This is a genomic window from Flavobacteriales bacterium (assembly GCA_030584065.1).
GTDB lineage: Bacteria > Bacteroidota > Bacteroidia > Flavobacteriales_F > PHOS-HE28 > PHOS-HE28.
This window is the reverse complement of sequence record CP129489.1, coordinates 3253467-3267347: the sequence shown is the minus strand read 5'-3', so window position 1 is coordinate 3267347 and position 13881 is coordinate 3253467. Positions and strand designations below refer to the sequence as shown.

Genomic DNA, 13881 nt, shown 5'->3' with positions numbered 1-13881 from the left:
CACGGAATGGCCTCCTCGCGCATCCGAACAAACCATCAACGGCCCCAGGCTCCACCCATGAACCCCTTGCCGCCCACGAATCGCCTCCTCTCCGCACCACGCGCCGCGCTGCTCGGTCTGCTCTGCTTGATGTCCGGCATGCACGCACAGGCGCAGCCTTCGGGATGGTCGTACATCAGGTCGATCGTCATCTCCAACCCCACGGCTTCGTTGATCGTGGATTACCAGGCGCGACTGGAGCTCGACACCCAGTCTCCGATCGGATCGGGCGATATGCAGCCAAGCGGTGCGGATATCCGGTTCGGCAAGGACTGTGAAGGGTTGAATCAGTACAGCTATTGGATCGAATCGGGCATCAACACGCCTTCCACGGTCATCTGGGTCAGGGTCGACAGCATTCCGGCATCGGGTCAGCGCACATTCCATATGTTCTACGGCAACCCCACTGCATCGGCCGTCTCGGCCGTGGCAGGCACATTCGTCGGCCCTCATTCCGCGACCGATAGCGTGAGCAGCGGCGGACCGGGCGGTGTCGCGAATTCACAGCGCGGCTTCCGCTTCGCGCCGACCGAGGACATCCTGGTGACCGGCTTCGGCAAGCGTGAGCCCAATGGCACGACCAGGTACGTTACGCTCTTCGACTTCAATACAACGGCCATCCTGCGACAGATACAGGTAGCGGGGCCAGCGGCACAGTACAGCTATGGCACGATCGGAGAACCCATCTGGCTCACGCAAGGAACCCAATACCTGCTCCAGCTGTACCAAGGCGCGAATGACGGCTACTACTTCGGAGGCTCTTCGCAAATCGGCCAGCATCTGACCTATTACGATATGAGGTACTGCAACAATTGCTCTCAGAACAGTTTCCCCACAGCTGTTCTCACCAACTTCCATTATGGCTATCCGGACCTCTGGTATTTCACGAGAAAACGGGTCACGCCTGCTCCGGTGGTCGCTGTCATGAACGGCTCCACCTGTCCTTGCGCTCCGGGCTACTACAACAACGACGGGGTCTGCACCACCTGCCCGCCGGGCTCGTACTGCCCGGACGGGGTGCAGCAACTCCCCTGCCCGGCCGGTTACTTCAACGCACTTGCCGGGCAGGCTGCTTGCCAGGCCTGCGCCGCTGGCTACTTCAGTGATGATGCAGGGGCCACCAGTTGCCAAGCGTGCGCCGCAGGCTCCTTCAGCGATGCGGTCGCCTCCACCTCCTGCACGGCCTGCGCTGCCGGCTACTATAATCCGGTCACCGCTGCAACGGAATGCCTTGCATGCCCAGCCGGACAGTTCAGTGCCGCAACAGGATCCGTTGCATGCCAGAGCTGCGCAGCCGGCTACTACAATCCCACCACGGCGGCCACGGACTGCCTCGCCTGTCCGCCAGGAGCGTTCAGCGATGCGATCGGTTCGGCATCCTGCACCTTGTGTCCGGCCAACACCTACAACCCATTTGAGGCCCAGACGGAATGTCCCGCTTGTCCCATCGGCCAAACCAGCGGCGAGGGCGCCACGGCGTGCTCACCCAGCCAGGCCTGCACCACCGACCTGGACCTGATCTGGCAGCCCGATGGCGTGAGCCTCATCAGCTGGGAGCTCCGCGAGCAGGGCACCAACGCCTTGGTGCAGGCCGGCGGCGGCATCTACCCCGATGTGAGCCAGTACAGCGAGGCCACCTGCCTGCCCGATGGCTGCTTCTACCTCACCGTGATGGATGAGGGCGGCGACGGCATCGCCGGCGGCGGCTACCAGCTGAAGATCAACAGCGGCGCACGCCTCATCGACAACCTCACCGATGCCTTCGGCAGCGGCGGATTCACCAGCGGCGTCTACAGCGAGATCGACGGCCTCGAGGGCTTCTGCCTCCCCCTGGGAAGCGACCGCCTGATCTTCACCAGCTGCGACCGCGTGGACTGGAAGACCAGCCCCTGCGGCGGCGAGTTCGTGGTGGCCAATGACAACCCGGCCGTGAGCGCCCAGTACGGCGTGAGCAACGCCAACAGCGGCTACCAGATGTGGCTCTACAACCCCAACGGCGGCTACAGCTTCAAGCGCTTCCAGAGCCACAGCACGAGCAACGGCCTGCCCGCCAGCGCCACCCGCGCCTGCCACTTCCAGCTCAACAGCTGGAGCGGAAACCAGCTCCAGGAGGGCGTGCTCTACAACGTGAAGGTCCGCGGACGCATCGCCGGCAACTACCTGCCCTGGGGGCCCGCCTGCCGCCTGGTGGTGAACAACGCCGCTGCGCAATGCCCCCGCACCAAGCTGATGGACGTGCCCGGCAACCAATACCTGAGCTGCGGACAGACCCGCCCGGTGGGCACCAGCCAGGCCAGCCTGGTGCATGCCAAGCCCGTGCGCCGCATGAACAACAACTGCAACTGGGTGAGCGCCAACCGCTACCAGTTCCGCTTCCGCCTGCCCGCCGAGAACTTCGAGCTGGTGAAGAACAGCGCCGTCGGGCAGTACTGGGTGAACACCAACGGACTCGCCTGCAGCAAGACCTACGAGGTGGACGTGCGCGCCAGCTTCGATGGCGGCGCCACCTGGTGCCACAGCAGCGATCCCTGGGGCGAGGTGTGCCTGCTCACCACCACCTGCAGCAATGCGCTGGCCGGGCAGGGCACGGGCACCGGCACCGCCGCCGGCACCCTGCGCCTCTACCCCAACCCCAACCAGGGCGACCAGCTGATGCTGGGCCTGAGCGCGGTGGCCCAGGGCGTGCAGACGGTGAGCGTGGACATCTTCGATCTGTTCGGCAAGCGCGTGGCGGCCCGCACCATCCCCGTGCAGGACGGCTTCGTGAACACCATGCTGGAACTGAACGGCGAGCTCGCCAACGGCCTCTACATGGTGAGCATCACCGCCGGTGCCGACAGCTACACCGAGCGGCTGGTGATCCAGAAGTAGGCCTCGGCTGAACCGACCCCTTGAGCGCGGCCCCCACCCGAAACGGTGGGGGCCGCTGCATTCGTCGCGGGACGCAACGCCCGCAGCATTCCAAGCGAAGGCGGCGGTGGCGGTAACTGCCACGTCCCAAGACCCATCACGGCACGTACCTTGTTCGTTGTCGACCCTTCAACACTCCACCCATGCGCCGACCCCTACCCTGGCTGCCCACCCTCGGGCTCATCCTTCTCCACACCGCTGGCCATGCCCAGCTCAAGCCCGATTGGACAGCAGCCACCGGTCCCGTGGACTGGATGCGCATCACCAGTGCAGGAGCGCTGGTAGTGGGCACCGCCGAAGGGCTCAAGGGCGTGGATCCCAAGGCCGGAACGGTGGCATGGACCGTGAAGGAGCTCGGCGGTGCGCCAGTGGATGGCTACCGCGAGGTCGAGCGCACGCCTTTCGTGAGCGTGGCTCCCAATGGCCACCCCGAGGCGCTCTTCATCCTGGAGCCCTTCACCGGGCAGGTGGTCTTCAGCAGCGATGCCGCTGGCATCACCAATGTCACCAGTACGCACTTCCTCTACGCCAACGAGGCCATCATCGTGGTGGGGCAGGACGCCGGCCGCAAAGCGGTGATGGCCTGCGTGGACATGGGCACCGGCAAAGTGCGGTGGACCAAGGACGATTCCTTCAGCCGCATCACGGCATGCAACAGCGCCGGGAGCGATGCCATCCTGCTGAGCACGCTCTTCTTCGCCTACAAGCTGGATTCCTCCACTGGCGCGGAGCTCTGGAAAAGAAGTCCCGACCCGGGCTTCGAGAAGATGTCTGGCATGGCCGCATTGCTCGACAAGGGCGGAGCCAACATCAATCTGCCGGGGGTGCACGGGGTCTTCCTCACCACACCCCACGCACCCGAACTCTGCTTCATGGGCATGCAGACCGAACGGCGCAAGGAAACCACCGACGCACAGGGGAAGAAGACCGTGACGGTGACGTACAGCACCTTCATCAACGCCTTCCGCATCAGCGATGGCAGCTACGCCTGGGCCGAGCCCCTGCGGATGCCCCAGCAGCTGGGCACGCTGGTGCCGTTGCAGCATGGGCTGTTGGTGGGTGCCGGTGACAACCGCAGCGTGGACCTGCTCGACTACGCCACCGGCGCGGGGCGATGGGGCAAGGGCGGCAAGGGCATCAACGTGAAGGGCATCCTGGCGGGCGCCGTGGAGGTGGATGAGCACACCTTGCTCACCAGCACGGGAAGCGACGGCGTGGTGACCCTGGTGGACGCCAGCGGCGCGGAGGCCTGGAAGAAGCCTGTACGCTTGGAGGGCGCGGTGCGCCGTGTAGCGTTGCTCGGCTCGGCGGTGCTGATCGCCTCGGAAAGCGAATTGGACATGGTGGAGCTGGGCACCGGGCTGTCACGGCTGGAGAAGCCGCTCCAAGGCGGAGCCGGCCTACTGGCCAATGGCGGCGGCGCCTTCTGGGCCCTCGATGCGCGCAGCGGCCAGTTGCTACGGATCGATCCGGCCGATGGCACGGCGAAGCCCGTTGCCGTGGTACAATTGGGCTTCGAGGGGAAGGAGCGTCCCACGCAATTGGAGTGGACGCCACAGGGCTTGGTGGCGAGCAGCGACCAGAACCTCGCCTTGATCAGTCCGGAGGGTCAGCTCGTGTATCGCCGCTACCATGCCGCGCCGCGCGAAAGCGGCCTGACTCGCGCCCTGAAATACGCCAGCGCTGTGCGCGCGGCCTACTACACCGCCGCCTTCGGCTACACCAGCGCGGCCTTCGGTGCTGCCAGCCAGAGCATCCAGGTGCAGGATGCCGGCAGCGCCGCGGCCAAGGAGGTGACAGGGGCCCTGAGCGATGTGTACGGCGCCGGAGCCACGGCCGCTGCCGGGGCCACGGCGCGCTTCATTCAGGAGGCCAATGCCCGTTTCAAGGCCTCCGCCAGCACCGCCGAAACGCACTACCTGATGAGCGAGGCGGAGAAGGGCAGCTACGTGCTGCGCGCGCTGCGCAAATCGGATGGCGCCGAACTGGGCACCGTACCCTTGGGCCGCGATCGCTCGCCGCGCTACGAGGTGGATGCCTTCACGGGCTCGGTCTACCTGGCCACGGAGAAGGGCGTAACGGTATACCACTAGGCGCGTCAGCACCGGGGCGCAGCAACCGGCCGCCGCTCCATCCAGGGGCGGAACGGTGCTCGATCGCAGGCATTGCGCAGATGTCCGCTGCAGCGTCACGCGGGACCTGGGGTATTGACGAAGAAGCCGAAAACGAGGACCTTCGCGGATCAGCGAATCCCATGATGCTCAGACCTCTCCTTGCTGCAATTGCTGGTTTCACATTGGTCGGCAGCCTGTCCGCCCAGTTCGTCTCCACCACCAACACCGGCCTTGGCCAGCTGGAAAGCCTGGCGGTGGACCCCCAGGGTAACCGGTATGTGTGCGACCGCACGGGCAACCGCGTGCTGAAGCTCGATGCCAACAACACGCCCACGGTGTATTCGGGCTCGGGGTTCAACCTACCCGCCGGACTGGTGAGGATGCCCGGTGGGGAGATCTATGTAACGAACCACCTGGCCGGAACGGTCTCCTTGATACCGCCGGGCGGTGGTCCGGCCACGGTCTATGCCTCGGGCTTCAGTCTGCCCCGTGGGCTCACTGCGGATGCACAGGGGAACCTGTATGTGGGCGAGTACTCTTCCCAGCGCATCCTCAAGGTGGCACCGGGTGGCGCCGTGACCGTCGTCGTTGGCAATCTCGGCATCACCGGGGTATCCGGCCCGAGCAACCGATTGGAGCACCTTGCGATCGAACCCACCGGTAACCTGATCGCCACGATCGGATACAGCTCCCCCGGACGCGTGTATCGCATCGCGCTGCCCTCCGGAACCCCCTCCCTGCTGGCTACCAGCCCCGACCTGGCCGGTTCATTCGCCATCAACGTGAACCAGAGCACCGGCAACATCTACATCACCGGGGTCACCGGCCACCGCATACTGAGCCTTACCCCCCAAGGGGCCCTGAGCATTGTGACCGGCGATGGCACGAACGCCACATTGGATGGCCCGCTGAACCTGGCCCGGTTCTCCGAGCCTTCCGGCATTACCGTGGACCCTGACGGTAACATCTGGATCTGCCAGTTCGGGGGCGCCGTACGTCGCATCGGCCTCCAGCCTGCTGAGGTACCCACCAATGGCCTTCGTCTGTGGCTGCGCGCCGACCGAGGACTGCTGCGCGACGGCAGCACCGTGACCCAATGGCTGGATCAGAGCGGCAGCGCCAACCACGCCTCCCCCTCCTTCGGGGTGCCTCCGGTGGTGGTGAACAACGAGGTCAATGACCTTCCTGTTGTCCGCTTCAACGGCTTGAACAACGGTCTGGCCACACCGGCCTTCGTCACCTTCCCGAACAAGCGGGGCGCCGTGTTCGCCGTAGCACGGGTGAACGGCCCGAGCTCCACCAGCGGACAGGGCTTCGGTCACATCTGCGGTACCTGGTACAACAGCCCCGGCGTCACTTGGCAGTTCGGCGCCACCACATCGAACTATGCCTATTTCGATGGCGTGGGGACCGTTGGCTTCAGTGTGGCACCGCTACCGCCCAACGCATGGGGCATCGTCACCCTGCACCGCAACGCCGACACCTCCTTCGACTTCTATAAAAGCGGCATATTGGCGACGACCAGCACGGTCGCCGACAACCAGCCCGCCTCCTTCCCCCAGCACATCGGCTACAGCGGCTATCCCGGCATCTCAGAGGTGCTGAACGGGGATATCGCCGAGATCATCTACTACGACAGGGAGCTCACCGCAGAGGAGCTCGAACAGGTGAACACCTACCTCGCCGACAAGTACTTCTTCAATGGCGATGTCCCCTTGCCCACCGCGCAGGGAGCCACGGTCTGCGGGAACGGATCGGTCACGCTGACCGCCACCGGTGGCGACGACTACCGCTGGTACGACAGCCCCGAGGCCACCGTGCCGCTGGCCACCACGGCCACCTTCACCACGCCGGTGCTCACCAGCTCCACCACCTACTACGTGGCCAACTTCAACGGCCAGCTGCAGAGCCAGCGCGTGCCGGTGACGGTGACCGTGCTGGAGCCGGGCGCCGCCTGTGATGATGGAGACCCGAACACATCGAACGATGTGCTCGACAGCAATTGCAATTGCATCGGTCAGCCCATCAATACCATCAGCTTCACCTTCGAGCCCACACCCCTCTGCGCGGACAACACGACCAACTACTCCGTGTTCATGACGGCCACGGGCAGCTACAATTTCCCGGGGAACAACTGGGTGGTGGAGTTGAGCGATGTTGCTGGAAGTTTTGCTTCGCCCACCGTTGTCGCGTTCGCCGGCTTCAATGCGCTCTTCGGCGAATTGGTGTTCCAAGTTCCCTTGAACACTCCTGCGGGGACGGGCTATCGCATCCGTGTGCGCAGCACCGATCCGGCGGTGATCAGCTCGGACAATGGCGTGGACCTCACCGTGGTGGCGCCCACCTTGTGGTATGCCGACAACGATGGCGATGGCTTCGGCGATCCGAGCGAGAGCGTGCTCACCTGCGCTGCGCCGCCAGGTTTCGTGGCGAATGATGCGGATGACTGCGCCGGGGAGCCTGGGGTAATCGGAAGCCCATGCGATGATGGCAACTCGAACACGACCAACGACGTGTTGCAGGCCGGCTGTGTTTGCGCCGGAACGCCGAACAACGCCTGCACCACCGACCTGGACCTGATCTGGCAGCCCGATGGCGTGAGCCTGATCACCTGGGAGCTCCGCGAGCAAGGCACCAACAACCTGGTGCAGGCCGGCGGCGGCATCTACCCCGATGTGAGCCAGTACAGCGAGGCCACCTGCCTGCCCGATGGCTGCTTCTACCTCACCGTGATGGATGAGGGCGGCGACGGCATCGCCGGCGGCGGCTACCAGCTGAAGATCAACAGCGGCGCACGCCTCATCGACAACCTCACCGATGCCTTCGGCAACGGCGGATTCACCAGCGGCGTCTACAGCGAGATCGACGGCCTCGAGGGCTTCTGCCTCCCCCTGGGAAGCGACCGCCTGATCTTCACCAGCTGCGACCGCGTGGACTGGAAGACCAGCCCCTGCGGCGGCGAGTTCGTGGTGGCCAATGACAACCCGGCCGTGAGCGCCCAGTACGGCGTGAGCAACGCCAACAGCGGCTACCAGATGTGGCTCTACAACCCCAACGGCGGCTACAGCTTCAAGCGCTTCCAGAGTCACAATGCCTCCAACGGCCTGCCCGCCAGCGCCACCCGCGCCTGCCACTTCCAGCTCAACAGCTGGAGCGGAAACCAGCTCCAGGAGGGCGTGCTCTACAACGTGAAGGTGCGCGGACGCATCGCCGGCAACTACCTGCCCTGGGGGCCCGCCTGCCGCCTGGTGGTGAACAACGCCGCTGCGCAATGCCCCCGCACCAAGCTCATGGACATCCCCGGCAACCAATACCTGAGCTGCGGACAGACCCGCCCGGTGGGCACCAGCCAGGCCAGCCTGGTGCATGCCAAGCCCGTGCGCCGCATGAACGCCAACTGCAACTGGGTGAGCGCCAACCGCTACCAGTTCCGCTTCCGCCTGCCCGCCGAGAACTTCGAGCTGGTGAAGAACAGCGCCGTCGGGCAGTACTGGGTGAACACCAACGGACTCGCCTGCAGCAAGACCTACGAGGTGGACGTGCGCGCCAGCTTCGATGGCGGCGCCACCTGGTGCCACAGCAGCGATCCCTGGGGCGATGTGTGCCTGCTCACCACCACCTGCACCAATGCGCTGGCCGGGCAGCCCACCGGCACCGGCACCGCCGCCGGCACCCTGCGCCTCTACCCCAACCCCAACCAGGGCGACCAGCTGATGCTCAGCCTGAGCGCGGTGGCCCAGGGCGTGCAGACGGTGAGCATCGACATCTTCGACCTGTTCGGCAAGCGCGTGGCCGCCCGCACCATCCCCGTGCAGGACGGCTTCGTGAACACCATGCTGGAACTGAACGGCGAACTCGCCAACGGCATGTATGTGGTGAGCATCACCGCCGGTGCCGACAGCTACACCGAGCGCCTGGTGATCCAGAAGTAGGCCTCGGCTGAACGGACCCCTGGAGCGCGGCCCCCATCGGAAACGGTGGGGGCCGCTGCGTTAGCGATCGGTCGATCAGGAAACGAGGCGGTCCATCGGTGCACGCGCCGGTCATGGAGCCTGCAGCGAACAGCGGACGGCTCCGGCGGTTCCTGCTCACACCCCGCCCCGTGCGCATCGTCGCCAAAGGAGCACCGCAGCCGACAGCGCGAGCGCAGCAAGGAGATACCACGGCCACGCCGGCCGGCCGACCTCGACCGGCTCCGCATCGCCCACCAGCACCAGCCCCGCCCAGTAGTAGGGCAGCGCGAGCTCTCCATCCGCCTTCGCGAGATGATCGAGCTTGGCCTGGCGCAGGGCCTCGTGCTTCGGCAGGCCATCGGCAAGCAGCTCATAGAAACGCGCGATGATGGCGGAGGAGCTCTGCTCATCGATGCTCCAGAGCGACATCACCAGGCTGGGGCAGCCCGCGTAGGCGAAGCTGTAGCCCAGCGAGCGCACGCCCTCGCCGGCATCGAGCGTGCCGGTGCCGGTCTCGCAGGCGGTGAGCACGGCCAGCTGGGCGCGCAGGTCGAGCTCGTAGATCTCGTACGCGTGCAGGTAGCCATCGGCGTCGGGGTCCGCACCGGCGCCGTCCTTGCTGAGCACGAGGCGCGAGTACATGGGGTTCGTCGCGTTCATCTCGGCGTGCGTGCCCAGGTGCAGAATCCCATGCTGCGCGGCCTTCTCACGGAAGCCCTGCTCCGTGGCCTGTGCGCCCAGCAGCAACTGCGCGCGCATCGAGCTGCCCAAGCCCTCGGCCGTGCGCAGGGCGAAGGGCTGGCGCACGTAGCGCAGGTAATCGCGGTCCACCAAGCTGCTGTCGCGCACGCGCGCCAGGTAGGCCTGCTTCACCTCGTCGGTGAAGCCCGGCGCGATGGCGAGCGCGCCATGGGCCCGGTGGCGCGCCAACTGCGCGAACTGCACGGCCGTGGTGGCACTGAGCAGATAGGCGATGGCATGGCGCCGCAGCAGCAAATGCTGGCTGAAATCATTCGGGCCGCCCGGCGCGGTGAGCAGGCACTCGAAGCTGAGCAGGTGCAGCGGCCCATCAGGGATGATGAGCAGCTCCTGCCCGCTGATGCGCTCGGACAAGGGCGCGATCACTTGCGCGTGCAGCGCGTGCGCGGTGCGGACGTAGCGCTCCGCATCGCGCTCCGCGATGGCCTGGCTCAGCGCGGACACGCGATCGTCGAGGTCGGCCGCGTCGAGCCGCACGAGGTCGGCCCGCTCGGCGGTCACCACCAGGGCGTAGAGGTTGGCGGCGGTCCGCGCGTAGGCCACCAGCGCGCGACCGGGCTTCAGCAGGCTGCGGCGCGCTTCATCCACGGTCACCGTGGCCTCGCCATAGCGCAGCGCGAAGTAGGCGGGATGATCGCGCTCCAGGCGCTGGAGGAAGGCGGCATAGGCCTGCTCCGCCTCCAGGAGCCGGGCGGCCCCATGCTCCTCATCGGCGCCGACCGCGAGGCTGGCGATGATCTCCTGCTCCCGCGTGGCCAGCGAATCGGGCAGGCCCGCGAAGCGCAGCCCCTTGAACGCGTTCAAGCGTCCTTTCAGCAAGGTGGAGCGGCTGGCCTCGGAGACGGCGAGGAAGCGCTCCGCGGCGGTCTCGGCCCCGAGCGCATCGCGAGAAGCGAAGGCGCAATCGATGGCGAGCTCGAAGAGGCGTTTCTGCGCGGCCACGAGCAGGAGCTTGGAGGCCTCGTCGTCCACGGCGGCCTTGTTGCGCGCCAGGGAGAGGATGGCGAGGTCGAGGTCGGCGTTCCAGCTTGTCCATTGCGCGGCCTCGGGCGCGGGGCCCGCCAGGGCCATGGCCGCGCGCACCTTCCAGTACACGGCGTCGGGCAGGATGTGCGGCTCGGGGAAGGCGCGCGGCAGGGTGTTGGCCCGCAAGGCGCGCGCGCGGTCGTCGAGGATGCGCAGGGCGCGGGTGGCGTGGTCCAGCGCCGCGCGCGCATCGCCCGCGCCGAAGGCGGCCTCCGCGCGCAGCGCGTCCACCAGCGCCACCTGGTGGTGGAGGCTGTCGTAGGTGTTCACGAAGACGGCGCGCGCCCGCTCCAGGTCGGCGAGCGCCTCCGCCCACCGGCCGGTGCGCATGCGCATGCGCGCGCGCCGCAGCAATGTGCCCGCCAGGTTGGCATCGGTGGCCTCGTTCCCCGCGGCCCGGCCCGCCGCGATGCTGAGGGCGAAGAGCGAATCGGCCTGGGCATGGCGCTCCTGCCGCGCGAGGACCTCGCCCAGCTTGGAGGCGGCGCGGACGTACTCCTCGCTGCGCGGGCCGAACTTCCGCTCGCATGCCACGAGGTAATCGCGCAGGAGCGCGTGCGCCTTGGCGAGGTGGCCGGCGTTGAGCTCCAGGTCGGCGAAGCGCTCCTTCACGGCGATCAGCTGCGGGTCGTCGGCCTCGAGCACGCCGCTGCGATCGCGCCAGGCGCGGTCGAGCAGCTCCCGCGCGCGGCCATCATCGCCCGATTGGAAATAGACCGTGGCCAGGTTCAGGTAGGTGCGCGAGCGGTTCACGATGGCCTCATCGCGCGTGAATTGGTCCTGCGTGGCCGCGATGATGCGGTCGCTGTGGCGGAGGCTCTCCTGGTAGTTCAGCTTGGCCCGCGTGAAGTCGCCGGCGTTCTGCCACAGCACGCCCAGGTTGCCGTAGGCGCTCACCTTGCGCATCAGGATGGCCTCGTCCTCGCCATCGCCGAGCTTCTCCAGCGCCTTCCGGTAGTAGCGCTCGGCATCGCGGATGCGCCCCAGGTGCCAGTTGGCCACGCCCACGGCGGTGTACGACTCGGCCCATTGGGCGGGCGGGATGGAATCGGCCTGCTCGTATTGCGCGATGGCCGCCAAGGCCCACTTGGCCGAATTGCGATGATCGCCGAGCACGCTGTAATCGAACGCGAGGTATTGGCGCGCGCGTCCGCGCTGGCCCAAGGGAATCGCGGGGTCGCGATCGGCCACGGTGACGGCGATGGAATCCACGCGCGCGCACTGCTTCAGCTCGCCCACGTCGTAGTAGGTCCAGCTCAGGTCGAAGAGCGCCTCGAGCTCGTGGGCGGCCTTGCCGCGCACTTTCACCAGGGCGTAGATGCGCTCGGCCGCGGCGGTGCCGGCCGCAGCGTCCTTCAGCTTGCGGTGCGCGCGTCCGTACTTGTAGAGGTAGCGGTGCAGCGAATCGGCCCAGGGGGTGCCTGCTGAAGCCGCCACCTGCGCATCGATCTCGGCGACCAGCGCGGCGTACTGCTTCTCCTCGTAGAGCTTGCCGATGCGCCCGTGGCGCGCGGTGAGTTGGTCCGCCTGAGCGAACGCGTATCCCGCGCAGCAGACGTACATCCCCAAAGCGAGGATGAAGCGCATCACTTGGCCAGTTGGGTTTTCAGCTTCCGCACGCGCTCCCCATAGACAGGATCATCGTCGAGCGGCACGGACAAGGCTTGCTGGCGCTCACCCTTCCTGATGTAGGCCAGGAACAGATACCAGCGGGCCTTGCCGGCGAATGCCGAAGCCGGATCGGCGGCCACGCCTTCCAATAACGGGACCGCGAAGTCAACGTCGCCCATGCCGAGCGCGGCCGATGCCAGGTAGTAGCGCAACGTGTCATTGCCCGGGTGGGCCAAGGCCATCGGCTCCCACTTGGCGCGCGCCTCGGCGTACTTGCCCTCCTTGTAGGAGACCATGGCATCGGCGAAGGCCGGATCGTCGGTGGCGCCCATGGCCACGGGCAGGCCGGGATCGGGCGCGAAGTGCTCCGCGAAGAGGCGCTCGTTGGTGCTGGGTCGCAGGATGAACCACAGGGCGCCGCCCAACAGGACGGCCACCACCGCCGCGTATTTCAGCCAAGTGGTCCATCCGCCGCCTTGCTCTCGCCGCACCGCATGCTCCTCACGCACGCGCCGAATGATGCGCTCCATGCCGCCCAGCTCCACCGCGCGGATGTTCTCCCGCTCCAGCTCCACCTCGGCCCGCAGCGCGGCGTCATCGGCCATGCGCTGCTCGAAGGCCGCCCGCTCCGCAGGGGCCATGCGATCCAGCACGTAGGCCTCGATGGCCTCGAAGGTGGGTCTGTCCAATGCGCCCAGGCTCATGCGGAAAGAGAATACGGTTCACCACAGAGGCACAGAGGACACGGAGCAGAAAGCGCGCAAAGGCATGCGACCCTCCTGCCTTGTATTCCTCTGTGCTCGCTATGCCTCTGTGGTGAACGCATTTCAGATCGCTTGTTGGTCGTCGCCGCTGATGGCCTTGCGGAAGGCGCGCAGCTTCATCATGCAGCGGTACTTGATGGTGCGGATGCTCTCCTCCTCCACGCCCATTTCATGCGCGATGGCCGCGAGGTCCTTGCGCTCGAAGTAGAACTGGTCGAGCACGGTGCGGCACTTGTCGTCGAGCTTCGCATAGATGCCCCGCAGCCGCACGAGCCTCTCCTCGGTGTCGTCCGGCTCATCGATGCGGGCATCGTGCAGGCGGTCATCGTGCACCACTTTCATGTGCTTGTGCGCTGCTGACCGGACCTGGTCCAGCCATTTGTTCTTGGCCACGCGGAACAGGAACGCGCCGGGGTCGCTGTCGGGCACCAAGGCGCCCTCCTTCACCTTGAGCCAGAGCACGGCCATGGCCTCCTGGAACACATCCTGCGCATCGTCCGCGGTGCCGCTGTTGCCCACCACGTAGTGCCGCACCGCCGGGAGGTGCTGCTTGTAGAGCGCGCGCACCGTGGCCGCATCGTTGCGGCGAAGTCCCGAGGCCCAGGCGGGCTCCGCGATCGAAGGGGCGGCTCTGACTTCCACTTGGGGAGCGAAGCGGAGCACGATAATACGGAGATCGCCCTTGGTGACGCATGGTTCGGGGGT

Annotated in this window: 6 protein-coding genes; 3 read left to right on the top strand and 3 right to left on the bottom strand. The window is 66.6% G+C overall.

What is annotated here, in order from left to right; translation table 11 throughout:
* Positions 1–57: 57 nt before the first annotated feature.
* The 3 genes from QY325_13555 to QY325_13545 all read left to right on the top strand — a co-directional run bounded on the left by QY325_13555 (position 58) and on the right by QY325_13545 (position 8995).
* Positions 58–2910, top strand: a complete 2853-nt coding sequence (locus QY325_13555) for a DUF2341 domain-containing protein (protein ID WKZ65781.1) — start codon at positions 58–60, stop codon at positions 2908–2910.
* A 182-nt stretch (positions 2911–3092) separates the two neighbouring features.
* A complete protein-coding gene (locus QY325_13550; protein WKZ65780.1) occupies positions 3093–5042 on the top strand; it encodes a PQQ-binding-like beta-propeller repeat protein in 1950 nt (649 codons plus the stop codon).
* A 161-nt stretch (positions 5043–5203) separates the two neighbouring features.
* Positions 5204–8995, top strand: coding sequence for a T9SS type A sorting domain-containing protein (locus QY325_13545; GenBank protein WKZ65779.1), 3792 nt, complete (start codon positions 5204–5206; stop codon positions 8993–8995).
* 156 nt (positions 8996–9151) lie between these two features.
* On the opposite strand, the gene QY325_13540 is transcribed toward QY325_13545, so the two are convergent.
* The 3 genes from QY325_13540 to QY325_13530 all read right to left on the bottom strand — a co-directional run bounded on the left by QY325_13540 (position 9152) and on the right by QY325_13530 (position 13818).
* Positions 9152–12388: a CHAT domain-containing protein gene (locus QY325_13540; protein ID WKZ65778.1), complete on the bottom strand. Its 3237-nt coding sequence runs from the start codon at positions 12386–12388 to the stop codon at positions 9152–9154.
* Positions 12388–13116, bottom strand: coding sequence for a hypothetical protein (locus tag QY325_13535; protein WKZ65777.1), 729 nt, complete (start codon positions 13114–13116; stop codon positions 12388–12390). Before QY325_13535 ends, QY325_13540 begins: the two co-directional genes overlap by 1 nt.
* A gap of 123 nt (positions 13117–13239) precedes the next feature.
* Positions 13240–13818 carry a sigma-70 family RNA polymerase sigma factor gene (locus tag QY325_13530; GenBank protein ID WKZ65776.1) on the bottom strand — a complete coding sequence of 193 codons (579 nt, stop codon included), beginning with the start codon at positions 13816–13818 and terminating at the stop codon, positions 13240–13242.
* Positions 13819–13881 lie beyond the last annotated feature (63 nt).

Bases quoted from the DNA above. Each gene is read 5' to 3' on its own strand.
- QY325_13540 (WKZ65778.1), bottom strand. From the start codon at position 12,388: ATGCGCTTCATCCTCGCTTTGGGGATGTACGTCTGCTGCGCGGGATAC.
- QY325_13555 (WKZ65781.1), top strand. From the start codon at position 58: ATGAACCCCTTGCCGCCCACGAATCGCCTCCTCTCCGCACCACGCGCC.
- QY325_13545 (WKZ65779.1), top strand. From the start codon at position 5,204: ATGATGCTCAGACCTCTCCTTGCTGCAATTGCTGGTTTCACATTGGTC.
- QY325_13535 (WKZ65777.1), bottom strand. From the start codon at position 13,116: ATGAGCCTGGGCGCATTGGACAGACCCACCTTCGAGGCCATCGAGGCC.
- QY325_13550 (WKZ65780.1), top strand. From the start codon at position 3,093: ATGCGCCGACCCCTACCCTGGCTGCCCACCCTCGGGCTCATCCTTCTC.